Origin of the sequence: Nocardia sp. NPDC050378 (assembly GCF_040655675.1) — a bacterium.
In the GTDB taxonomy this organism is placed as follows: domain Bacteria; phylum Actinomycetota; class Actinomycetes; order Mycobacteriales; family Mycobacteriaceae; genus Nocardia; species Nocardia coubleae.
In genome coordinates this window covers 303,481-327,387 of record NZ_JBFAKI010000006.1, presented here as the reverse complement: position 1 = coordinate 327,387, position 23,907 = coordinate 303,481, and the positions used below count along the sequence as shown (strand labels likewise).

Annotated in this window: 17 protein-coding genes and 4 pseudogenes; 14 read left to right on the top strand and 7 right to left on the bottom strand. The window is 66.3% G+C overall.

Annotated elements, in window-relative coordinates:
* Window positions 1-175 precede the first annotated feature (175 nt).
* Together AB0I35_RS16760 and AB0I35_RS16755 are read left to right on the top strand one after the other, a co-directional pair.
* Window positions 176-1,531, top strand: a complete 1,356-nt coding sequence (locus AB0I35_RS16760; RefSeq protein ID WP_357396876.1) for an AMP-binding protein — start codon at window positions 176-178, stop codon at window positions 1,529-1,531.
* Between the two features lie 79 nt (window positions 1,532-1,610).
* The gene (locus AB0I35_RS16755; RefSeq protein WP_357396875.1) at window positions 1,611-2,552 is read left to right on the top strand and encodes a LysR substrate-binding domain-containing protein; all 942 of its coding nucleotides are present in this window, start codon (window positions 1,611-1,613) and stop codon (window positions 2,550-2,552) included.
* A gap of 157 nt (window positions 2,553-2,709) precedes the next feature.
* On the opposite strand, the gene AB0I35_RS16750 is transcribed toward AB0I35_RS16755, so the two are convergent.
* A complete protein-coding gene (locus AB0I35_RS16750; protein ID WP_357396874.1) occupies window positions 2,710-3,726 on the bottom strand; it encodes an SDR family oxidoreductase in 1,017 nt (338 codons plus the stop codon).
* Window positions 3,727-3,888: 162 nt separating this feature from the next.
* Window positions 3,889-4,731 carry an N-acyl homoserine lactonase family protein gene (locus AB0I35_RS16745; protein WP_357396873.1) on the bottom strand — a complete coding sequence of 281 codons (843 nt, stop codon included), beginning with the start codon at window positions 4,729-4,731 and terminating at the stop codon, window positions 3,889-3,891.
* A 516-nt stretch (window positions 4,732-5,247) separates the two neighbouring features.
* On the opposite strand from AB0I35_RS16745, the gene AB0I35_RS16740 reads away from it, so the two are divergent.
* The 3 genes and pseudogenes from AB0I35_RS16740 (at window position 5,248) to AB0I35_RS16730 (ending at window position 8,495) form a co-directional block, all read left to right on the top strand.
* Entirely contained in the window at window positions 5,248-6,525 is a 1,278-nt protein-coding gene (locus tag AB0I35_RS16740; RefSeq protein WP_357396872.1) for an MFS transporter, read from the top strand.
* 344 nt (window positions 6,526-6,869) lie between these two features.
* Window positions 6,870-7,097: pseudogene (locus AB0I35_RS16735) on the top strand (zinc-binding dehydrogenase); the annotation flags it as partial.
* Between the two features lie 276 nt (window positions 7,098-7,373).
* Window positions 7,374-8,495, top strand: coding sequence for a low temperature requirement protein A (locus AB0I35_RS16730; RefSeq protein ID WP_357396871.1), 1,122 nt, complete (start codon window positions 7,374-7,376; stop codon window positions 8,493-8,495).
* 2 nt (window positions 8,496-8,497) lie between these two features.
* On the opposite strand, the pseudogene AB0I35_RS16725 reads toward AB0I35_RS16730, so the two are convergent.
* A pseudogene (locus AB0I35_RS16725) lies at window positions 8,498-8,593 on the bottom strand (peptide-methionine (S)-S-oxide reductase); the annotation flags it as partial.
* A gap of 107 nt (window positions 8,594-8,700) precedes the next feature.
* Window positions 8,701-9,636: an alpha/beta hydrolase gene (locus AB0I35_RS16720; protein WP_357396870.1), complete on the bottom strand. Its 936-nt coding sequence runs from the start codon at window positions 9,634-9,636 to the stop codon at window positions 8,701-8,703.
* 289 nt (window positions 9,637-9,925) lie between these two features.
* On the opposite strand from AB0I35_RS16720, the gene AB0I35_RS16715 reads away from it, so the two are divergent.
* The 3 genes from AB0I35_RS16715 (at window position 9,926) to AB0I35_RS16705 (ending at window position 13,138) form a co-directional block, all read left to right on the top strand.
* Window positions 9,926-11,230, top strand: coding sequence for a hypothetical protein (locus AB0I35_RS16715; protein WP_357396869.1), 1,305 nt, complete (start codon window positions 9,926-9,928; stop codon window positions 11,228-11,230).
* Window positions 11,227-12,555 carry a PQQ-binding-like beta-propeller repeat protein gene (locus tag AB0I35_RS16710; protein WP_357396868.1) on the top strand — a complete coding sequence of 443 codons (1,329 nt, stop codon included), beginning with the start codon at window positions 11,227-11,229 and terminating at the stop codon, window positions 12,553-12,555. Before AB0I35_RS16715 ends, AB0I35_RS16710 begins: the two co-directional genes overlap by 4 nt.
* A gap of 301 nt (window positions 12,556-12,856) precedes the next feature.
* Entirely contained in the window at window positions 12,857-13,138 is a 282-nt protein-coding gene (locus AB0I35_RS16705; protein ID WP_357396866.1) for a DUF2510 domain-containing protein, read from the top strand.
* A 446-nt stretch (window positions 13,139-13,584) separates the two neighbouring features.
* Here AB0I35_RS16705 and AB0I35_RS16700 read toward each other — a convergent pair whose 3' ends face one another.
* Complete coding sequence (locus tag AB0I35_RS16700) at window positions 13,585-14,142, bottom strand: GNAT family N-acetyltransferase (RefSeq protein ID WP_357396865.1); 558 nt, start codon at window positions 14,140-14,142, stop codon at window positions 13,585-13,587.
* 134 nt (window positions 14,143-14,276) lie between these two features.
* On the opposite strand from AB0I35_RS16700, the gene AB0I35_RS16695 reads away from it, so the two are divergent.
* Window positions 14,277-14,837: a TetR family transcriptional regulator gene (locus tag AB0I35_RS16695; protein WP_357396864.1), complete on the top strand. Its 561-nt coding sequence runs from the start codon at window positions 14,277-14,279 to the stop codon at window positions 14,835-14,837.
* 54 nt (window positions 14,838-14,891) lie between these two features.
* Here AB0I35_RS16695 and AB0I35_RS16690 read toward each other — a convergent pair whose 3' ends face one another.
* Window positions 14,892-15,458: a TetR/AcrR family transcriptional regulator gene (locus AB0I35_RS16690; protein WP_357396863.1), complete on the bottom strand. Its 567-nt coding sequence runs from the start codon at window positions 15,456-15,458 to the stop codon at window positions 14,892-14,894.
* Window positions 15,459-15,497: 39 nt separating this feature from the next.
* Here AB0I35_RS16690 and AB0I35_RS16685 point away from each other — a divergent pair.
* A pseudogene (locus tag AB0I35_RS16685) lies at window positions 15,498-16,741 on the top strand (KasA/KasB family beta-ketoacyl-ACP synthase).
* 378 nt (window positions 16,742-17,119) lie between these two features.
* Here the strand turns inward: AB0I35_RS16685 and AB0I35_RS16680 are convergent.
* Window positions 17,120-18,825: pseudogene (locus AB0I35_RS16680) on the bottom strand (aldehyde dehydrogenase family protein).
* A 208-nt stretch (window positions 18,826-19,033) separates the two neighbouring features.
* Here AB0I35_RS16680 and AB0I35_RS16675 point away from each other — a divergent pair.
* From AB0I35_RS16675 to AB0I35_RS16660, 4 genes are all read left to right on the top strand, one after another.
* Window positions 19,034-19,657, top strand: coding sequence for a TetR/AcrR family transcriptional regulator (locus AB0I35_RS16675; protein WP_357396861.1), 624 nt, complete (start codon window positions 19,034-19,036; stop codon window positions 19,655-19,657).
* 118 nt (window positions 19,658-19,775) lie between these two features.
* Window positions 19,776-21,161 carry an FAD-dependent oxidoreductase gene (locus tag AB0I35_RS16670; RefSeq protein WP_357396860.1) on the top strand — a complete coding sequence of 462 codons (1,386 nt, stop codon included), beginning with the start codon at window positions 19,776-19,778 and terminating at the stop codon, window positions 21,159-21,161.
* A gap of 136 nt (window positions 21,162-21,297) precedes the next feature.
* A complete protein-coding gene (locus tag AB0I35_RS16665) occupies window positions 21,298-22,125 on the top strand; it encodes a sulfite exporter TauE/SafE family protein (RefSeq protein WP_357396859.1) in 828 nt (275 codons plus the stop codon).
* Between the two features lie 222 nt (window positions 22,126-22,347).
* Window positions 22,348-23,703: a flavin monoamine oxidase family protein gene (locus AB0I35_RS16660; protein ID WP_357396857.1), complete on the top strand. Its 1,356-nt coding sequence runs from the start codon at window positions 22,348-22,350 to the stop codon at window positions 23,701-23,703.
* Window positions 23,704-23,907 lie beyond the last annotated feature (204 nt).

The following is a 23,907-nucleotide window of genomic DNA, read 5'->3' as shown; positions in this document are numbered from 1 at the left end:
GGCGACAATTCGAGGTTTGTCCACAGGCAGGGTTTCAGCAAGTGAAAAATTCCGAATCTGCGATTCGAAGACAGCGAATTGAATAGCAGTAATAGCCCAACTATGGTCGGGGAACATTCGTCGCCGGACCACAACGGTAGCGCGGTGACGTTGCAACGGCCATTCGGGAGTCATCATGAGAAGTGTTCCTTTCTCGGCACGGTACTGGAGTGCTGTCGAGACCTTGTCGGCGCAGGAGGCGCGCCGGGTCCAGGACGAGCGGCTCCGCGAACAGCTCGCCTACCTGACCGCGCACAGCGCCTTCTACCAGGCGAAGTTCGCCGAGCACGGTGTCGACGTGGGCAAGATCGAGACCGTGACCGACCTCGCCGGCCTGCCGTTCACCGAGAAGCAGGAACTGCGCGACAGCCTCGCGTCCGCGCCCCCACTGGGGACCCACGTCGCCGCCGCCGATGCCGACATCGTGCAGATTCAGGCGTCCTCGGGCACCACGGGCTCACCGTCCTATGTCGGCCTGACGGAAAGCGACATCCGCACCTGGAGTGAGCTGGGCGCACGTGCCCTCTACGCCAACGGATTCCGCCCCGGTGATCGACTGTTGCACGGCTTCGGCATGAGCAAAGGCTTTGTCGGCGGACTGCCGATCGTGCAGATCCTGCAGTACATGGGCATCGTCGACATCCCGATCGGCGCGGAGGCAGGCGCCGAACGGCTGCTGCGCGTACAGGCCGATCAACGCCCCAACGCCCTGATCGGCACCCCCTACTTCCTCACCCATCTCGCCGAGCAGGCGCCGCAGATCGTCGGCCGTGCCGCCGCCGACCTCGGGGTGCGCGCGATCAGTGTGGGCGGCGAACCGGGCGGTGGACTGCCCGCGGTGCGCGAAAAACTCGAGTCGCTGTGGGGCGCCACGGCACGGGAAATGCTGGGCGGCACCGACATCGCGTGCACCTACTGGGGCGAGTGCGAGGTCGGCGACGGCATGCACTTCCTCTCACCCGATCTGATGATCGCCGAACTCATCGACCCCGAGACCGGCGACCAGGTGGCGCCCGTCGAAGGCGCGAGCGGCGAACTCGTCTACACCGCGCTGCGCCGCCAGGCCTCTCCCCTGCTGCGCTTCCGCACCCGCGACCACGTGGTCGTCACCGGCACCGATTGCGCATGCGGCCGAACGGGTTACAAGGTGCGCTGTGTCGGGCGCACCGACGACATGCTCATCGTGCGTGGCATCAACCTGTTTCCCTCGGCGGTCAAGGAACTGGTCATGGAACTGGCGCCCGCGACGACCGGCGAGATGCGCATCCGCGCCGACTTCGAGGGTCATTCCACTCAGCGCCCACTGCCCCTGGTCGTCGAGTACGCACTGGACCTGACGTCGGAGCAGCGCGACGACCTGCGCGCCACCATCGAAAATCGGGTGCGCTCGGCGCTCAATGTGAAGACGATCGTGCAACTGGTGCCTGACGGCACGCTGAAGCGGCCCGACCACGTCAAGGTCGCCCTCATCGAGCGGGTGCCGACCCCCTGAACACAAGATATGAAATATTCTTCGCCCGGAAACGCCCTATGATCGGAGAATCCGGTCACGGCTCGACAGCGGAGGTGAGATGGGCACGCTCAACCGGTTGCACCTGATCAGACAGGTCGACCTGTTCACCCTGCGCCTGTTCCTCTCCGCGATCGAGGAACAGCAGATCGGCTTGGCCGCGATCCGCGAGAACATCGCCGCGTCCACCGCGACCAAACGCATCCAGGTCCTCGAGAACATCGCGGGCGTCAGGCTGCTCGAGCGCACCCCCAAGGGGGTGGTGCCGAGTCCGGCGGGCGCGATCCTGGCCCGCCACGCACGGATGATCTTCGACAGTCTCGACGACATGCGCACCGAATTCGCCTCGCTCACCGAGGGCGTCCAGGGCGAGTTGCGGATCGTTTCGGCCCGCTCGGTGATCGTGCCGTTCCTGGCCCGTGAGCTGGGTGAGTTCAGCCGTGAGTACCCGCTGGTCGACCTGGTGGTACACGAAGTGGAGAATGCCGACATCGTGCAGGAGGTCGCCCGAGGCGAAGCCGACCTCGGCGTCTTCGCCTCGGCCTACGGTCTGGACCTGGACGGAGTCGAGGTGACCCCGTACCGACGCGACCGCATCGTCGCCGTGGTCCCCCTCGACCACCCGCTCAGCCGACAGGCCGGCGTGACGATCCGAGATCTGTTGCCGGAGAACCTGATCGCGCCGCGCGCGCTGGTCGGGGCGCTGCGCGCCGCGGCGCAACGCATCGGCGAGGAATACACACCGAAGCACGTGTTGCGCAGCGGCGGTGCCGCCATCAGCCTGGTGCATGCCGGGCTCGGCGTCACCGTGCAACCGGAGTGCCTGGTCGGCCACGAATGGACCGGCCGCGTCGCCGTACTGGAACTCGCCGAGCCGTGGGCGGAACGGCGGATCCACCTCGCCACCGCGCGTAGTCGCGAATTGAGCCCGGCCACAAGGGTTCTCATCGAGCAGTTGCTGGCCAGGCCGATCGACGAGGACGAGCTGACACCGGATGGATGAGCCGGGGCCGACGGCACAATTGTCGATGACCCCGGCTCACACCCCGGCGCAAACCGTCAGAGGTGGTGCTTGAAGAAGGGCACGGCCGATGTTGTCCGTTGTCATGAGCTTCCTTTCTCGCCGGGTCGGAGCTTTCGAGTCGGCAGTGCGTCGGGTTTCAGACGGTTCGTGCTCGGGCGGCCCATCGTGTTCCCAGCCCACCGACGGCGCAGGCCAGGAGCAGGCGCCGGGCGGTGGGGTGGGTCGCCAGCCAGGTGTAGGGACTGAACGGCAGCGCTTGCTTTCCGAAGTCGCCCTTGACGCGTGCGTCGCCGCTGGTCTCGTAGAGATTGCCGTCGGTGTCGGTTGCCGCTTCCTTGGTTTGTTCCATCGGGATACCGAACTTGGCCAGCACGGCGTCGGCCACTCGCGGCGTGAGGTGCTGGGTCACCTTCATGAGCTTGGCCGCGCCGCCGGCGTAGAGATCGCGGGCCGGGTGGGTGGCGGCGTACAGAACGCAGTCGGCGACCACGCCCGGGTCGTAGAACGGTGGGGCGCCCTTCGGCTTCACCGCCATCTTGTTGCGGCCGTTGTCGAAGAACGGGGTATTGATCGCCGCCGGTTTGATACTGGTGACCGAAATCGGTGTACCCGCGGCTCGCAGCTCCCGCCGCAGGGCGTCGAGCATTCCTTCGACCGCGTGCTTGGACGCGGCATAGGCGCTGTTGAGCGGCATGGAGATCACGGTCTCGCCCGATCCGACCGACACCAGCGCACCGCCGCCCGCCCGGCGCAGATGCGGCAGCGCCACCTGGAAGCCGTGCACCTGCCCCATGAAGTTGACTTCCATCAACCGACGGAACTCCTCGGGTGTGGTGTGTTCGAAGTCCGCGTAGACCACCACGGCCGCGACGGCGACCCACGTGTCGATGCGACCGAATTTCGCCACGGCTGCCTCGGCTACGGACTCGACCTGAGCCCGATCGCTCACATCGCAGACGGCATAGATCGCCTGCCCACCGGCATCTTCGATCTCCCGCACGAGGGTCGAGAGCCCCGCCTCGTTGCGCGCCGCCACCACCACCTTCGTTCCCGCGGCGGCCAGCCGCAGCGCGGTCGCGCGACCGATCCCGCTGGATCCGCCGACAACGACGGCGACCTGCTGCTCGAGTGGTCGGAGCTTGACCCTTGACATCCGTGATCCCTTCAGTTCAGTCTCCATCGAAAAATTACGCATTATGCTTAGCCGAGGCCACGGTGCATCTACCCCATTCGGCGGGTCCGAATCAACGGGCCGAAGGTTCCCGACGCGGCCCCCCGAACAGCGGACGGGGCGTCGATGACAGCGCCGGTGTCTTCACGCGGGTACCGAGTCCGCAGTGCGAGCCCGCAGCGTCGCGGCGCTGGTTATCTCCGAGCCGCCTGCTCGCAGCTCGGCCCAGTCCGTGGGATCGTGGCTGATCCACACGGTGGTTCCAGGTTGAGTGGAGAGCAGTTTGATCTTCTGCAGCGAGTGGTTCTTGCTCGACCGGTCGACGTCGAACGGCATGCCGATGGTCAGGTCGACGTTGTTCCATTTGTGCGCGGCGTCGCTGGTGAGGACAAGTGTGCTCTCGTCGGGCATGCGCAACTTCAGGCCGAGCGTGCCGGGGGTGTGCCCGTGCAAGGAGAGGAGGGTGACGCTGCCGTCGCCGAACAGGTCGTGATCGTATCCGGCGGGCACCTCGTTCCACGCGATCTTCTGGGCGGCCGTGATGTCCTCCTCCCGGAAGAAGGCGGCGTCGAGGTTCGACGGAGTCTTGGCGTACCGCAGTTCGCCCGCGCCGATGAATCCCTGTGCGTGCGGAAAGAGGTCGAGTCCACCGGTGTGGTCGAAGTGCATGTGCGACAACACGATCCGGCGGACGTCGCGGGTGGTGTAGCCGATGGCCTCGATCTGCCGGTCGAGTCGGTAGTGTGCGGGGAAATCGATCCGGAACGCTGCGGCCATCTCGCCGTAGGCGGCAGCGGGATCGCCGGCGCCGGTGGTCGCCAGGCCCGCGTCGAACACCATCAGCCCCTCGTCGTGCTCGATGAGGAATGTGGGCGCCGGAATCGTCTCCTGCACGCCGCCCGAGCCGAGCATCAAGATGCCGCAGTCGACGGTGAGCTGGGGGGCGTCGAGCGCCCATACACGGCGGATCGTCTTTATTGCTGCCATGGGGACTCCAATGTCGTGCCAGGTGGGGTGCCGAGAATTCGATTTGAGCTTCTCAGCATTAAATATAGTGCAGTCTGACGTGATGAATCAGTAGATCGAAGGAGAGTCGAGTTGTCATGACTGTCCGATTTGTGCCGTGGATCACAGGATGGCGCGAATACTATCGTCAGCGACATCGAGATTCAACAGGTGACAAGATTGAGCTGCTACCTGCATCGATAACCCCCATGACAAGCCCCTGAGGGTCACCGTGAGCGCCACGGCATGGCGCGGTAGGCGGGCGACCCGGCGCACAACCGCGAGATCTCCGCGCACGACGGGTTGCGCGAAAAAGCATTATGTTTCATGTATCTTCTCGTATCCTGCTGCTGGGTAAAGCTCCTGCGGTCCCCTTCCCCGACCGCCCTGGTGCCCCCATTCCGCACCGCCACTCCCCCGCGCCCGCCGCCTGCCCCCGACAGCCCGCGACGGCGCCCCGAGGAGCAGCGTTCCTTCGCGCAGAACAAGAGAGATCCGATGAATCCACAGAAGTCTTGGGCAGCCACGATCGGCATGCGCCCCAATCAAATAGCTGTCGTCCTGTTCTGCGCGTTCCTGAACATGCTCGACGGATACGACGTCCTGGTGATGGGCTTCGCGATGCCGTATCTCCCGGAGGGATTCGCGTCGAACGCCCAGAAGGGATACCTGGTCAGCGCGGCCCTGGCGGGCATGGCCGTCGGCGCGATCGGGCTCGCCCGCTTCGCCGACGTCTACGGGCGTCGCAAAGTTCTGTTGATCGGTTTGGCAGTCAACACGATCGGACTGGCGACCTCGGCCCTGTCGACCAACTTCGAGACGCTGTTGCTCACCCGGTTCGTCACCGGCATCGCCATCGGCACGATCAGCGTGGTGATCATCGTGCTCGGCCAGGAGAGCGCGCCGGCGAATCGGCGCAGTATCGCGCTGGGTGTGGTCATGATCGGTTATCCGCTCGGCACGATGTTGGCCGGTTTCGCCGGAGCCGGGCTGCTCACCTGGGTCGGTGGCGCATGGCAGGGCATGTTCTGGATCGGCGCGGCATTCGGTGCCATCTCCCTGGTCGTCACCGCGGTCTTCCTCCGTGAATCCGACGAGTTCCTCCAGCGCAAGGCCACCGGCGAGCCGGCGCGACACGTGGCCACCATCGCCGAAACCCGACTGTTGGGCCAATCGCTGCGGACGCGGACGATCCTGCTGGCCGGCGGCTACTCGATGCTGACGGCCGCTTACTACTTCGTCGGCACCTGGACTCCGCAGTTGATCAAGAACGCCAGCGGGGATGCGGGCAGCGGTGCGATGGCAGGCATCATGATCGGCTTGGGCGCGGTCATCGGCGGCACCCTTTTCGGTGCGGTCGGCCTGAAATTCGCCGGCGCGCGGATCGCCGCTGTCACCTCGCTGGTGGCAGCGGTCGCGATCGCCGTGTTCGCGGTGACACTGCGCGGCCCCATCGCATTGACCATGGCGGCCGTGCTCGGCGCGGCGATCTTCGCGGCGCTCACCGGATACACCGCGACGTCCACCGCCGTCTATCCCGTGCTCGCCCGGGCCAAGGGTTACGGCGTGATGATGGGAGTCGGCCGGGCCGGTGCGATTCTGTCGCCGATCGTCGCCGGCTACGCGTTGAGCGTGCTGACCCCGCGCTCGATGTACCTCGCGGTCATCGTTCCACTGACGATCGCCGCGATCGTCGCGTTGGTCCTGATGCGGGTACGTCCGCCGAGTGACCCCGAGCCCGCGACGCAGACATCGCGAGCGACGGTCGCGGACTAGTGCCAGGCCGGCCGATGGAACCCGCACGACCGGACGACCCAAGGGCGCGTTGTTCTCCCACGGCGACGCCCGGTGGATCGGCTCGATCCAGGCGCAACGCTGGCGCATCGGCAGCGACACCGTGAGCCAGACCAGTGGGCCGCTGTTCCACGCGGGCGGCTTCGAGGTCCTGTTGCTGCCGGCGCTGACGTCGCACGGCACCGCGATCGCCTTCCCGGCGGGCAACTTCACGCTAGAGAACAGTTCTGCGGGCTCGGCACATTCTTCCAACGCACCGTCGTGCCGGCGGGCGCGGCCATCCGGATCTCCGACCGGGTGCCGATCGTCTCCGCTGCCCTGCTCGGATGTGGCGTGCTCACCGGATTCGGGGCCGCGGTCAAGATCGGCGGAGTCCGGGTAGGCGATCCGTCGCGGTCATCGGTTGCGGTGGGGTGGGCCTGAACGCAGTACAGGGCGCCCGGATCGCAGGCGCCATCATCATCATCGCTATCGATGTCCACACCGACCGCCTCGCACTGGCCACCCGCCTCGGTGCGACCCACACTCTCACGGCGAGTCCGGACGTTATCGAACAGGTGCGGCGGCCCACCGGCCGCCGCGATGCCGACGTCGCGATCGAAGTGGCCGGACGCCGCCGATCAGGCGGCGGCGATGGCCCGGCACGGTGGCACCGCGCTTCTGGTCGGCGCGGGGCGCGCGGTCGTCCTCTCCTGAGTGCCCGTGGTAGAAGGACGGTCGGCTCCTCGATGCGGGCGCTCACGGGCGTGGCGACAAGCGGATCCGGACCGCACCGATCGGTATGCTGAGACTTCGCTGGGCACTTCTGGAGAACAGCTACGGAGGAAGCCATGAGCGCACCGCGTCTTCCGCTCGCACGCGCGGTGTCGCCGCTGGAACTGTTCTTCGACCTGGTCTTCGTCCTGGCACTGGGCCAGCTCACCCATCATCTGGTGTCACATCTGAGCTGGCGGGGCGCGGCCGAGGCACTGGTCGCGTTGATCGCGGTGGTCGGTATCTGGACGTTCACCACGTTCGAGATCACCATGCTCGACGTCGAACGCAAGACCACCCAGATCATCACCGTGGTGGTGATGGCGTTCGGTCTGTTCGCCAACGCCGGAATCGCGCACGCGTTCGACGACAGTCCGTGGCTGTTCGTGGTGCCGATGCTGGCAGCGCTGATCGGGCCCTGCGTCTATGCCGCGGTGACCGCGCCCGGCGAAGCTCTGCGTGAGCACTTTCTGCGGGTGCTGCTGTGGTTCGCGGTCTCTGCTCCACTGTGGTTGATCGGCGCGGCGACCGAACCCGGGACGCGCCTGTGGTTCTGGGCCGCCGCGGCAGCGATCGACCTGATCGGGACATGGGCCGCACACCCGATCCCCGGGCGGCGGATCCATTCGCGGCAATTGGCCTTCGATGCCGAACACATTGTCGAGCGGATGCGGCTGTTTCTGATCATCATGCTCGGCGAGACCGTGCTGACGCTGGGCCGGGTGATCACCGAACACCACGACGACGCGCTGGTGCTGACCATGGCCTTCGGCTGTTTTGTGGCGCTGGTGTGTCTGTGGCAGATGTACTTCGCGCGAGCCGAGCGTCAGGTGGTCCGGCACATCACGCGTACCGCCGACCCGATCGCCGCCGTGCATCTCGGGCTCAGCGCGATCTACGGCGTGGTGGCGGGGCTGGTGATGTTCGCCGCGGGCGCGGAAATGCTGCTCGGCCACGCGCACACGGCCCCCGCCGGTGCCGCGGGCGTGCTCGTCTTGACCGGGCCTGCCGTCTACCTGCTCTCGCAGGCCTTCTATTTCTATCGTGAGACGCGACGCGATTGGGTGCCCCGCGTGGTCGGCGCGGCCGTGCTGGTCGCGGCGTCGATCGTGGCCTACCACCTGCCGCCTTGGGCGGTGGTGGTGCTGCTCGTTCTGGGCCTCGGCGGACTGGCAGTTCGACTGTCGCGCACCCTTTGAATCACACCTGTCGACACCACATCGGCCTGCTCACCGATCAGTTCCTGCATGCCCCAGAAGCACGCACCGGCCGGTACAGCTATCTGTGGGTTGTTCATCGTCGTCTTCCCCGAATCAATACTGCGCGATCGGCCCAGTCGGCCACCCGACACGTACGAAGCGAGGGCCACCGGTGTCGGTGGCCCTCGCTTCGTCTGGAGCTAGTTCAGCCCAGGTTCTTGTGGAAGAACGGCACCAGACTCTCCAGCGCTTCGCCGGTGGGGCCGGGCTGGTCGTACAGGTCGTAGTGCGAGGCACCCTCGACCACGACGAGCTGCTTGTCCTTCGACGCGGCACGACCGTAGAGCTCCATACTCAACCGCTGCGACGCGAAGGCACCGGGCTTGTCGCCGATTACGACACACAGCGGCTGGGTCAGGAAGACCTCGACGCGATCGTAGGCATCCCAGTCGGCAAGGGCGGCCTGGCGGCCGAAGTTGAAGCTGGTCTTGCCACCGGGAGCCTGACCACGATCGGTCTTGTAGTAGTCGGTGGCCTCGAGCACATCGATATCTTTGACGCCCGCCTGCTCGGCCGCCTCGACCGACGGCGGCAGCAGATCGTTGATCACCTGAGCCTGACCGCGTGCCTCCGCGGTGCGCTGCGCGGCGATGGCCTCGAGCATGCCGAGCGGGTTGTACTCCGAAAAGCCCTCACGCATCAGCCGGCCGACGTTGCTGCCGACCACGGTGCCCAGCGCCTTGATCCGGCGGTCGATCTTGGTGGCGGCCACGGCGTAACCCGCGCCACCGCAGATCGCGAGCACACCGATGTTCTCGGCGTCGACATACGGCAGGCTCACCAGATGGTCGATCACAAAGCTGAAATCGCTGGTCCGGAAGCCCGGATCCTCGACCGAGCGCGGATCGCCACCGCTGTCGCCCTGGAAGCTGGCGTCGAAAGCCGCCACCACGAAGCCGGCCTCGGCCAGCGCCTTGCCGTAGATGTTGCCCGACGTCTGCGCCTTACAGCTGCCGGTGGGGTGGGCGGAGACGATCGTCGGATACACCTTCGACTCGTCGAATCCCGGTGGGAAGTAGATATCCGTCGCGATGTCCCAGGCCCAGCCCTTGACCGCCACTGTCTTGATGTTGTCTGCCATGGCCTTTCCCTCTTCCGTTCGCTGGCTACTCACTGGCTATGACTAGAAGCTACGGCCGTTACAGCAGCGCTAGAAGGGCAGAACAGTGCCTAGGAAAGATCCTTCCCACTCTGACCCGATGTCGCCGATTGGCAGACAACACCGATGAGCAATGCACAGTCGCCACAGACCTCCAGCGCCTGTGCCTGTATGAACTCCTCGAGCTCGGGCGGGGTGAACCGGATCTTCTACGATCTGAGCAACTCGGACAGCGTCAACGTATTGTCCGAGACGTTCCCGAGGAGGCCGGATGTCGGACAAGACGCCTGCGCGTGCGATCACGGGGTGGACGGTCGGGCTGTGGAGCTTCACGGCGGTGGCCGGTGGGGTGATCGTCGGAGGGCTGCTGCACGAGCCGGAACCCGAGCTCACCACCGCGCCGCCCACCACCACTGTTTCTGTCACGCCCGAGGCCGAACCGCCGACGCCGGTCCGTGTTTCCCCGTCCGTGACGTTCCCGACTCAGATTCCCGGCTGTTCGAGTGTCGAAGCGCCGTCGTCCGACGAGTCGTATGGCGCGGTCTTCGGTCCCGGCGAATACGACAACCCGGCCTACCCGTGGTTCTCCGGGCGGAAGGCTGTCGCGATGTCGACGGCGCTGCGTGCCGCGCTCCCGACCGATGTGACGCTCGAATTCGGGCCGCTCGATCGATCACTGCTGTTCACACCGATCCTCGGGGAACCCGACAGCCCGTTCGGTGGATTCACCGATGCGAGAGCGGACCTGCGGCGCGGTGCGGGTGCCGGGACGCTGTCGGTGACCGTCGAACAGTCCGAAGAACCGGTCCCGGCGTGCACGGCGGGCTGGCTCGACGAGCGCCGGACCGCGCCGGACGGTTCGACCGTCGACCTGCACGACACCTGGGAGGAGCTGGACGGTATCCGCACATTGTCACGCAGCGTCATGGCCTATCGCCCCGATGGCAGCCGGATAGTGGTCCGCTCCACCGATGCTCCGTCGGTGTCGATGCCGACCGGAACCGTGCCCCTCACCAGAGACGAGCTGGTCGCGATCGCACTCGCCGACGGGCTCGGTGTCGGCGATCCGATTCCGCCGGGCACCATCGAACCGCCGCCGCCTTGTCATGTGCGAGTGGACGATTCGCCGGCCTTCGGCGAATCGGTGGCAGCGCGGGTGAACGCGGCGCTGGCCGGCGCGCTCGACGGGGTGAGCACCGACCGCCCGCTCGGCGACGTGCGACCCGACGATTTCGGTCTGGGCCTGTGTCAGGCGGTTCGGGTCACGACGCCGGGGCAGCCGTCCACGCTGACGGTGTCGATCGCCGCAGGTCAGCCGATGCCGGACACTGAACCCAAGGATGGCGGTTCCGCACGGACCAGCGCCGACGGCACCGTGATCGAAGCCCGTGAGGAATACTTCACCATCGCTGATCAATCCGGGCGCACCGCCGAAGAATTCGTGCGGACCGTCGTTCTCACCACACCGGACGGCACCCGCATCGACGTCACCTGTCGAGCGGAACAGCCGTCGGCGCCGCTACCGTTCGAACAACTCGAAAAGATCGCTCTCGCACCGGGTTCGGTGACGCCGTGACGACGCCGGGACTACGTGGACTGATCGTCGCCGCTGTCGCAGCGCTCGTCACCGGCGTCGGGGCGGTGGTGGTGTTGTCACAACCCGTCGATACCACTCGCAAGATCACCGGAACCAACAGTGCCGCACCGGGTCTGGCCTGGTCGGTGAGCGCGGCCGAGTTGTCCGGGTCAGCAGACGCGGTCTTCCGTTCGCCGGTATTCGGCACCGAATTCGATTCCGGTAGCAGCGGTTTCGTCGCGACCGACGACATCCTGGTGACCGTGGTCGGCACCGGGGAAGCCTCGACTCTGTACGGCATCGATGCGTACGACGGGAGTATCCGCTGGCGTGCGCCCGCCGCCGATCTCGGTGGCTGTGCCGACGTGCCCGTCGACGGGCACCTGGTGTGCTTCACGGGGTTCAGCGCCGACGGTACGGCGGTGGTCGGCTATGACCTGTCCACGGGGCAATCGACACGCACCCCGATCGACTGGTCTCCGTTCGCGATCGCGGCCACCGAGGACCGGGTGTACCTGGTGGAGGGCAATGCGGAAGACGATGACGTGCGCGTGCGAGCGGGCACGCTGCAGGACCCGGATCGGTTCTGGACCACGCAGTTCGCGCTGGGCGGCGCCTGGGAGGACGTGTTGATGGACATCATCATCGACGTCACACACGGCCAGGGCGTGCTCGCGCTCAGCAGTGACCTGGCAGGCTTCGCCCTCGACACCGGTGCGCCCACCTGGACCGCCACCCGCGCGGGCTGCGGCTGGTCGAGCGCCCTCGCGGGTGCGCTGGTGCGGCGCGTCTCCTGCGACACCGGCACCGACATCCTCGACCGCACCGGCAAGCCACTGCCGACGACCGAAACCCCCGGCCGCACCCTGCTCGATCACCCCGCCGACGACACGATTCCCGTCGTCCTGGGCAACCGCGCCTACGACCGCCGCACCGGCGCCACCGTGTGGACCTCCCCCGACCTGGAGGCCACTTCCACCTCGACACTGGTGGCCGTGGTCGACGACACTGCCCTCCTGGCCGACCCGGAAGCCCAAACGCTGACAGCCCTCGACATGCACACCGGCCACCGCCGCTGGCAACGCCCCCAGTCCACCCCCATCGAAACCGTCGCCACCACCACCGACCCGATCGTCATCACCCACACCAACGGTCTCACCGCCCTCGATCGCGCCACCGGCGACCCACTCTGGGACATCCCTTTCCGCGCCATCCACCCAGACCCCCACGCCCTCACCGCGGACGGCACGCCACTCCCCCAGCCCGACGACCGCCTCGTCTACGTCAGCGCACGAACAGCCATCGGCCTACGCCCGCTGCCCTGACAACACAGATCCAAAGCGAGCGGGTCACATATGGACGCGACTGTTGGATCACGCCGCTCCCCACCAGTCTCCGTGTCGCGCCGGAGCGAACCGCGGTCATGTTTATGAATTCAGCACGTTTGCGCTAACTCGTTCCTGGGTAAAGCTGAAATCCGTATGCTGACCCCTGCCGTAAGCCGGGTCATACGAGGGGCCAACCATGTTCGAGCAACGACCACAGCCGCCCGCGCACCCGCGATATGTGTCAGCACCACCCAACGCGCCGAACCGGAATCCTTGGTGGGCAGCCGTACTCATCGGTATGTTCACCATCTTCCTGCTCGTCCGCGATGGCAGCAGCATGAGCGGCGCGCTGACCGTGATGCTCGTTCTCAGTGTTCCAGTCGCCCTTGCCGTGCTGATCGTGCGTGCGCTGTATCGAGTGGGTGAACCACGGCCTGCACCAATCACTTTCGTCACACCCCCGATGTCACCGGGATCCCGTTCCTCACCGCCGCCTGGTTGGTACAACAACCCGGACGGCGACGACGAACGCTGGTGGGACGGGCGTGACTGGACCGAACACACGCGTCGGCTGAACTAGGGCGATCTCGGCAGGGACGACGGAGCTCGCGCGCGGGTGGGGTCGGCCCTGGACGTACGGATAGGCGTCGGAGCGGTGTTGGAAGGACAGCATTCGGAAGTTGAGTACTCTCGGGCCGCCGCGGACTTCAATGGCTCGGTGGAGGGTGTCACCGGCGTCCCAGTCGTCGGCGCCGGCGAGGACGACTGAGTGGTATCCGAGCAAGGTCCTGGAGTTCTAATGTGGCTTTGTCGGCGGGTGGCCCACTCAGGCGAGCTTGGTTCCGCTCGGTACCGGAAGTTTGAAGCAGATCGGGTTGGGTCGCGCCGCTCGTTGTCGTAGCCCTTGCCGAGAACGATGTCGTCGCAGTTGTGAATCGCCCGAGGGACATTATGTCGATCGGGGTGGGAATTGGAGGCGGATCGTGCGACCCGTGTTGCGCCGTCGGCCTCGCCTGGCACGGCTCGCTAGGCCTCGCGACGGTGCATTCGCCACACGGACAGGTCAGTGTCGAGCGTGATGTGGTCGACCACCGAGAACCCGAACCGTTGGTACAGCGGAAGGTTTCGTTCGGTCGAGGTATCCAGCCAACAGGCATGCCCGGCTCGATCCAGTTCGGCCAGGCCATGTTTCATCAGCGCGGTGCCGAGGCCGGCTCCCCGGGATTGTGGTGTGGTACCGATGGTGGCCAACAGCCAGGCGCCGTCGGGCACCGGCAGCGTCGACAGTCGTTCCTCGGCCGCCATCAGGTGATCCAGTCGGTCGCCGTGCAGGTCCGCGATTTCGGCCGACACCGCCGCGCTCGGCGCTGGGGTGTCCGGCGGCAGGAAAGCGATCACGCCATGGCCGGTGGTGTCGATGTAGGCGCTCCCGTAGGGAAGCGCCATGTGCGCGAGATAGATGCGCTGTAGCGATGAGATGCGTTGTAGGTGATCGTCTTTCGCGACGCACCAATTCGTCCACGGGTAGTCGACGAAGGCCTCGCCGAGTACCTGCGCGGCGCGGTCGAGGTCTGGGGTGGACATGGGGCGGATTACAGTGGGCACAGCCAATTTGTACCCATGTACAAATTGGCTGTCCAGTCTATTTCCCGCTCGCGTACGATCGCACCCTGCCGTTCGGTGTCCGGGGCCGAGCGAAACGTGCGATGGAGAGATCGATGGCTTATCTGGCCCGCGCCGCGCGCCGTCATTCGATCGTCGAGGCGGCAGCCACGGTGGTGGCACGAGAGGGACTGAGCGCGGTGACGGCGCGCGCCGTCGCGAGCGAACTCGGCGGCTCACAAGGACAGATTCATCATCACTTCTCCTCGACCGACGAACTCGCCGCCGATGCGTGGCGGCAGTACGCGGCCCGCGAGATAGCGGCCTACCAGCACGCCATCCTCGACCTCGAGCCGGCCGCCGCGCTGGCACTGTTCTTCTCCGACCTGTTCGGCGACGGCGAGGGTCACGCACTGGCTCGTTGGGCCGAGGCCGGTGCGCACGCCCAACTGCGCGGCCCGGTCGCGAGCAGCTATGTCGAAACCCTCACGCAATTGACCGACGTCCTCACGGCCGTGATGTCCCGTGCCGTCGCCGATGCGACCCAGGCGCGGGCGGCCGCCGCTCGCCTGCTGATGCTCGGCGTCGGTCTAGCCGGAATCACCCGGATCACCGATGACCCGCCAGTACCGGTGCGGGCGGTCATGGCTTCCGCGATTCGCGCCGAACTCCCCTGACAGCTGCCTCGGGGCATCGCCGTCAGGGGTTTTGAATCACCGCAACTCCACGACCTATCGGTCGGACGGCAAGACCGCGTCGATCAGGGCGCGGGCTGCGTGGCCGGTGCGTTCCCGGTCGCCCGTGATCACACGGTCTTGAATGATGCCGCGCAATCCCGAGACCAGCAGCGTCGACACCACCTCAGGATCTTGGGCCGATCCGGTCCTGCGCAGCGCCACTGCGAGTTCGTCGACAAAGGCCGCGATCGCGGTATTCGCATAGTCCTGATACGGCGACTCCGGCGCACACGCCGCACCGAGCACCTGCAACAGCACCCGCACGCTGTCTGCCTCCGCGCCATCGGCATTCAGGTCGAAGAAGCCGATGAGCCGATCGCGTAGCTGTGCGGGTTCGACCACGTCGGCGAATACCGCGGCGAGGTCTGGTCGCTGTGTGGCCAGGGCCTGGACCAGCAGTTCTTCCTTGGTGCCGAAGTAGTAGATCAGCATTCGCGAGCTGGTCCCGAGCGCGGCGGCCAGCGGGCGCAGGGACAGTTCGGTCAAGCCGTGCGAGGCGATATACGCGACGACGCCGGCTAATAGCTCCGCGCGTTTGCGGTGGTCGAGGGGACGAGCCATAGGTTGACTGTACCGACTGCTACAGGTATTCATGTCGGCATGACTGTATCGATCGCTTCAGAAACTGCGGAGGGTGTGGTGGTGACCGCGTACGCGGCGACCACCGCACTGGCCGACACCATGGACGAGACCTGGTCGCGTCTGCTGCGCGGCGAGAGCGGAATCCGTGCGCTGCCTGCGGAATTCCTCGCCGAGCACGATCTCCCGGTGCGGATCGGCGGACCACTGGTCACCTCGCCCGATACCGAGCTGACGCGGATCGAACAGCGCAGAAATTCCTACGTCGAACGCATGGCTCTCGTCCTGGGTAGGCAGGTCTGGCAGGCAGCGGGCGCCCCAGACGTCGACCGCGAGCGCCTCGCTGTTGCCATCGGCACCGGCCTCGGCGGTGGTGACGCACTGATCGATGCCGTCGACGCGATGCGGGCCGGCGGCTACCGCAAGGTCTCTCCGCTGGCCGTACCGATGGTGATGCCCAACGGCCCTGCCGCCACCGTCGGGCTCGAAATCGGCGCACAGGGTGGTGTTTTCACACCGGTCTCAGCGTGCTCGTCGGGATCGGAAGCAATCGCGCACGCATGGCGACTGATCCGAACCGGTGAGGCAGACGTGGTGGTGACCGGCGGCGTCGAAGGACACATCGATCCGGTCCCCATCGCGGGCTTCGCGATGATGCGGGCGATGAGTACCCGCAACAACGAGCCCGAACGCGCCTCCCGGCCCTTCGACCGCGACCGGGACGGCTTCGTCTTCGGCGAAGCGGGCGCGCTGCTTGTGCTCGAATCCGAGCGGCACGCGAAAGCACGAGGCGCGCAGATCGTTGCCAGGGTGTTGGGTGCCGGCATCACCTCCGACGCCTTCCACATCGTCGCCTCCGACCCCGCAGGCACCGGAGCCGCGCGGGCGATGCGTAAGGCGATTCACACTGCCGGACTGCGTGCTTCCGACATCGACCACGTGAACGCGCACGCGACGTCGACACCGATCGGTGACGCCTCCGAAGCAGCCGCAATCACTGCCGTCACTCCTGAAGCGTCGGTGTATGCACCGAAATCAGCGCTAGGGCATTCGATCGGCGCAGTCGGCGCACTCGAATCGATCCTCACGATCCTGAGCTTGCGTGACCAGCTCGCCCCGGCCACACTGAACTTCGAGAACCCGACCCGGCAAGCGATCTCGACATCGTCGCGGGTGGGCCACGATCACAGCGAATCGATTACGCACTCAACAACTCATTCGGATTCGGCGGCCACAACGTCACGCTCGCATTCGGCAAACCATAGTGGAAATGCGCGTAGTGTCTACGCCACCCAGCGTCGTGTCGATGTCGCGTAGCCAAGAGAACTACCGAGAAGAATGGCGCCTCGGCGACATCGTCTTCGACCTGGACATCTGGCCCGACCTGCCCACACCATCTACCAATCGCAATGCGGCCGCGACATTTTCGCTGAACCGACCCTGCTGTTCCAGCAGTCCAGGAGTTAGCTGCTATAACGCGGATTGTTGCAGAAAGCGCGGGCAGCCGCTCACCTTCGATCCGACCGAAGGACCTCAGTGATCGACGAACCGAGTACGCCGATGGAGCCTCATCGCGCGGATGATGTCGGCGGCCGCGTGCGGGCGCATCCGGGTCGCTGACACGACTAGCCTGTCATTTTCACTTATCCGCGCAGCGCGGAGGCGAAGATCCCGGGAAGCTCGGCCCAGCCTGGTCGGGCAGCGAACTGCGTGAGTCCGCGGCCGGTGGTGGCGGCGGTTCGGTTGGTGACGAACCAGGGCGGGCGTGGGGAGAGTGTGAACTCCCCAGTGAGCACCGAGCGTGGGAACGGCCGGAACGGTCCGCGAACCACGGTTCGTTCGGTGTGGTCGAGGAGGACGCCGTTGTGTACCACCCCGATTCCGCTCTGCGCGTCGTAGATTGTGTGGCCGGGGAAAGCGCCCCAGGTGGCGCGAGCAGTGAGGTAGCCGACGCCGGTCCATGCGTTGATCGCGATGGTGCCGTAGTGCAGGTCGGCGATCGCTTCGGTGAATCGAGTGCCGAGCCGTCGCTGCGTGCGCGGGTGGATAAGGATATTGGCACCGAGAGTGCCGGCCAATCGGGTGTTGGCGAATTCGACTGCATTGTCGAGGAATTGGCTGTCCTGGCCGGGCACATAGGTGATCGCGAGTACCGGGCCGAAATATTCTTCGGTGTAAGCGACGTCGTCGGCGGTGAGGTCGTCGAGCAGGAGCCTGCCGGTCTCGTCGAGAGGTTCGGCGCCGGGATGTGCGGCGGTCGCGCTCGCGCATCGATCGTCGCTGCCGGGGTAATCGCTTGCCGGGCAGGCGCGTTCGCGAGGGCTTTGCGCAAGGCTGCCACAAAGGCGTCCTTCTGTTCCCAGTCGCTGCTGAGCACGAGCACTTGCGAGGCTGCGCAGTTGTACCCGTTGTTGTGCAGCTTCTGGGTTGCGATGTGCTCGGCCTGGTAGGCGAGATCTCGTACCGACCACTTGCCGGGAACCACGATCGTCGGTGATACCCCGCCGAGTTCGCTCGTGATCGGCTTGTCCAGCAGCGTTTCGCCGCGTTGTTTCCGGGCTCGGCCCTCCGCGCCGGGCCCGAACACGATGGCGTCGTGGGACTTCACGCTGCCGGTGATATGCACATGACTGATTCCCGGGTGGGTGACGGCCGCCTGCCCGACGTCCACACCACCGGTGACGATGCCGACGAGGCCGAGGTCGATGAACCGGGCGAAGATCTGCTCGAACACCGGCAGCAGCGGATCGGTGATCGGGTTGAGTTTGAGCAGCACAACCCGATTGCACGCGAACAGTTCGTAGAGCGTGTCCAGCGGCGCTATCGAGAAGATGTTCCCGGCACCGAGAACCAGTCCGACACCGGCGGTTTCGGCGGGTCGACGCTGGGCGAGGCCTGCGGTGGCGCGCAACTGCGCGACCGAGGTGCCAGGCCTGGACCACACGTCGGCGGTGAACCCGTTCAGCAGCAGCCGGTCGAACAGGTTGTGTGGCAGCGCGCGAATCGCCACACGGTGGCCGGGAGCCTCGGACAGGTGAGTGCCGTCCAGCGGGCTGCGTCCTTCGGCGAGAGCGGCCAGCGACTCCGACAGTGCTCCGATGCTGCTGAGCAACGCATACGGGCCACTGATCCATTCCTCACCGGCCAGTGGCGAATCGGCGGCGAGGCCTTTGATACGGCATGCGGTGTCCACCCATTGCTGAGCGTTGCGCTGCGTCGCTTGGGTCAAGGTGGTCAGAAGGTCGATTCTGTCCCGCAACGACAGTGCCGCCCAGGTCTTTTCGCCCTCTCGCAATCGCTCGATCACGGCGTCCAGCGGTGGGATCGCTACGCGCTCGGTCGGTGTCATGGTGATTGCCCTCCAGGAATCGAAACGATCGAGAATTTCCGAGGCCGAGCCGGGGAGACCGGCACCAATCACCACGACCTCGATTTCGGTCAGCCCGGACTCGTCTCTCTACAAAGTCAGTCGGCTGTATGACTGTAAGATAGGTGACACCCGGCAAGTGTGCAAGAGTTGTGGCGAACTTTGTCCGCCGGCGAGTCGAGGAGAGCCCGTGGTTTACGTCAAAGCGTCCGAGCGTGAGGAGCAGATCATCGCGGCGGCCGTCACCGTGCTCGGCGACGTCGGCGTACCGGCCACGACGCTGCGTGGGGTGGCCGCCGAGGCGGGCGTGCCGCTGGGAACTCTGCAATACGTGTTTCCCACCAAGGACCAGCTCCTTCGAGCCGTCCTCACCCGGGTCATCCACGACATCTCCGAAGCGTTGCGAGCAGGGCTCGAACTCGACAAAGGCGTCGAGCACGCCCTACGGCAAGGCGTTTCCAGCTTCTGGGACAAACTGGTCGGCAACCACGTCGGGCTGCAGATCATGCAGTACGAGTTGATGACCTACTCCCTGCGCAACGAAGCGGGCAGCTTGGCCCAGCTGCAGTACGAGAGCTACGGCTCGGTCGTCACCCAGTTCTGCGAACAGGCCGCCCAAGCGGCGGGCGAGCGCTGCGCCGTCGGCTTCGACACACTCGGGCGCCTCGCGCTGGCCCTGATCGACGGGCTGATTCTGCAGTACATAGCCAGGCCTGATGCCGCCCGCGCTCGCCGCGACCTGGATCAGGCATTGGACATGTTGGTCCTGTTCGCCGACCCGCAGCCGGTGGCACGCAGCGCGACGCGGCGGTAGCGACCCCCGAAGGCTTTCCTCTCGCCCATTGCGGCCAGGGCATCTCGGCTCTATCGTGGCTAATACATACGACTGACTTAATGAGTCGGCTCATGTTCACCCATCGGAGTGTGACGAGATGCCCCAGCACAGATCCATCGATCCATCCGCAGCCCCTCCTGGACCGAGGGCGGTCACGGTTGCCGTGATCGGTGCCGGTATGGCCGGGCTTGTCGCAGCCCGTGAACTGCATCGCCACGGCATCGACGTTGTCGTGCTCGAAGCCTCTTCCCGGCCGGGCGGGCGGTTACTGACCGAGACCACGGCGCTCGGCTCGCGAGTCGATGTGGGTGGCCAATGGATCGGACACGGCCACCATCGTTTCGAAGAGCTGGCCGCCGAACTCGGCACGACAGTCTTCGCCATGCATACACCGAAGCGACCGGTCATCGTGAATGGTGTTGCGGCCGTGCGGAACTGCAGCGCGACAGGTGCGGTGACCACCGCCACCTTGCTGGTGTGGGAAATCATGTCACGGTTGGGTCAGCCCCGCTCCTGGAAGTCGCAGAGCGTCCAGTCATGGCTGCGGCGGGTGCCGAACCGGCGAGCTCGGCGGCTGCTGGAAGTCCTCGTCTCGGTATCCACCACCGCCGACCTCGACCGGTTGTCGATGCGTGCCTTCCTCGACGGCGTCCGCTACCAGGGCGGCCTGGCGACAATGCTGGCCACCAAGGGCGGCGCGCAAGACAGCCTCATCGTCGAGGGGGCCGGAACACTCGCCGAGCGGCTCGCGACCGAACTCGACGGAAAAGTTGTGTTCGACAGCGCGGTGACCGCATTGCACCGTGCCGACACCGGCGTCACGATCCATTCGGCGACCGGTACGTACCGTGCGGCCGAGGTGATTGTGACCGTTCCCCCGCCGATGGCTTCCGGAATCGAACACCATCCGCCACTGCCCGCCGAACGAATCCGGTTGCAGGACAACACTTATATGGGTTCTGTGTACAAGGCGATCGCGGTCTACGACCGGCCGTACTGGCGTGAGCACGGCGATGCCGAGCTGATGACGCTGACCGAGCCCGCCATGTCCGTATTCGACACATCCCCACCCAAGGGGCCCGGCCACCTGTGCATCCTCATCGCCGGACCCGAAGCGCGCACACTCGACGACCTCGACGAAAGCGCCCGCCGCTCCGCCATCCTGACTCCACTCGCCGCGCACCTCGGCTCTCAGATACTTCAACCCCGAAGCTGGCACGAGAAGGCGTGGCACCGAGACCGTCACGTCGGCGGCGGTTATTCGGCGTTGCCGATCATCGGGCACGACGAGGGACACTTCCCCATCGCCGCACACCCGATCGGCCGTATCCACTGGGCGGGCACCGAAACCGCCGGCGAGCACGCCGGGTACGTCGAGGGCGCCATCGAATCCGGCGAGCGCGTGGCGCGTGAGATCCGTTCCACCCTCGCGGACAACAGTCCCTGCCACGGCGCCGCGCCCGACTCACCGACGCACTCGTGAACCCACGCCCCGCCCGAAGGAGCACACAGCCCACCGACGACAGCGCCGGGACACACCCCCTCGTTCCATCGGTGAATTCTGACATCACCCGGCCGGGGGCCACGGAGGCTACAACGGGTCCGTACCGTCTGCGCGTGTGAGCGATGTAGTCGAGGAACCGACAGGAGCAGTGGGCCGAGCACGGCGTGATGCGCTGGGACCGGCGTTTGTCTCGGGTGCGGTGATCGGGGTGCTGGGCGGGTTGATCGGGCTCGGGGGCGCGGAATTTCGGTTGCCTCTGTTGATCGGGTTGTTCGGATTCGCCGCCTTACACGCGATTATCCTGAACAAGGCGATGAGCCTGATCGTGGTCCTCACCGCCCTGCCGGCCCGGCTCATCGCTCTGCCCTACACCGAGGTGAGCCAGCAGTGGACGATCGCCGCGAACCTGCTCGCGGGCAGCCTCGTCGGCGCCTGGCTCGGTGCGGGCTGGGCCACGCGAATGCACTCACGCACGCTCTACCGGGTCCTGGCCCTGCTACTCGTCCTGATCGCCGTCGCCCTGGCGGTGACCCACCTCGGCCACGTCGGGACGCTGGAGCTGTCGACCATCGCACGGGTCGCTGCCGCGGTCGGCGCGGGCGTGGGGATCGGTGTCGTCGCGGCGCTGATGGGTGTCGCGGGTGGGGAACTGTTGATCCCGACAATCGTGCTGCTGTTCGGCGTCGACATCAAGGTCGCCGGAAGCCTGTCGCTGATGGTGTCGCTGCCGACGATGCTGGTCGCTTTCGCGCGCTACAGGCGCGACGCCTCCTTCCAGATCCTGCGCGCCAACACCCGTTTCGTGCTCGTCATGGCCGCCGGGTCGATCGCTGGCACCATCGTTGGCGGGCTGCTGCTCGGTATCGTGCCCAGCGCTGCGCTCATCCCGGTCTTGACCGCGCTGCTGGTTGTCTCCGCGATCAAGGTCTGGCACCACAAGTAGTCAGCCACGTCAGAACTCGCCGATCCGATGAGCCGTTGCCCGCTGCCCCTCGGCGTCGGGATTCACCGACGAACGACACCCCAACAACCCGGTGCGGCTCGTCGACCTGAGCCACCACGCGTGACGATTTGGGCTCGCCTCTTGCCCGACGGCGTTGTCGCGATCTACGCTCGCAGACAAGTTCGGTCATACGACTGACTTTGTCAGTGAGGAGTGCAAACCATGCAGGACGTCGATGTCGTGATCGTGGGTGCCGGTCTAGCCGGGCTGACTGCGGCCCGCACGCTGGTCGCGAAGGGCAAGACCGTGACTGTGCTCGAGGCTCGGGACCGCGTCGGCGGCCGCACCGAGGGAGGCACCATCGACGGCCGGCCCGTCGAACTCGGCGGGACCTGGATCGGCGAGGGCCACGACGAGATGTACGCCTTGGTCGAGGAGCTCGGCCTGGAAACCTTCCCCACATGGAACAAGGAGGGCTTGCTCCTGCTCCAGCTCGGCGGCAAGCAGTCCCGACTCGCCGGCCACAAGGGCGCGACGCCGAAGCTGAACCCGTTCGCGCTCGCCGACCTCGCCCAGGGCCTGCTGCGCTGGGAGCGTCTCGCACGCACCATCGACCCGGAAAAGCCGTGGACACATCCCAAGGCGCGTGAGCTCGACGGCCAGACCTATGAGTCCTGGATCCGGCGCAACTTGCGGACCGCGAGCGGCAGAGCGTACTTCCGGATCGTCGCCGAAGCACTGTTCTCCGCTGACGCCGAGGACCTGTCCCTTCTGCACGCGCTGTTCTACAGCCGCAGCAACCGCGACCTCGAGACGCTGATCTCGGTCGACCAGGGCGCCCAGAAGGACCGTGTAGTCGGCGGCTCGGTGCTCGTCGCCGAACGACTCGCCGACGGCCTCGACGTCCGGCTCGGCCGACCCGTGGCCACCATCTCTCAGCACGACTCGGGCGTCACCGTGACCACTCGCTCCGGGGAAACTCACACGGCACAGCAGGTGATTGTCACCATCCCTCCCACCCTCGCCGGTCGGCTGGACTACGACCCGGTGATGCCGGCCTGGCGTGACCAGCTCACCCAGCGCCTCCCTGCCGGTACCGTCGTCAAAACCTTCGCCACCTACCCCACGCCGTTCTGGCGGGACAAGGGACTCAACGGTCAGGCCATCAGCGACCAGGGACCGGTCAAGGTCACCTTCGACGTCTCGCCACCCAGCGGCGAGATCGGCGTCCTGTTGGGCTTCGTCGAGGGCGGAGAGGCACGCCGCTGGCAGCGCCTACCCGAGGACGAACGCCGCCGTACCGTCCTCGACTGCTTCGCCCGATACCTGGGCCCGGAGGCCGCGAAACCTGTCTCCTACCTGGAGAAGAACTGGAGCGCCGAGGAGTTCACCCGCGGCTGCTACGGCGCCCACTTCGGCCCCGGGACCTGGACCAGCTACGGCGATGTTCTCCGCGAGCCCGTCGGCCGGATCCACTGGGCCGGTGCCGAGTACGCCGTGGACTGGAACGGCTACATGGAAGGGGCGGTCCGCTCCGGGCGCCGCACCGCCGAAATCGTTGCCGGGCACCTCTCATGAGCGCCACAGCGGGTCGGCGACCTCGACGCGATGGTCGGACGGCCGGCAGTCGGACTGCGCGTCCGGTCTGGCGCAGCATCGGCTGAGCGGCGCGCTCCCTGCTCCTCGCCGTTGGGGCGCCACGGCGGCCCAGGCGCACGAGTGGGTCTGCATCGCCACCGCGATCAAGGACTGGACCCCTCGCCCCCGCTCGTTGCCGAGGGG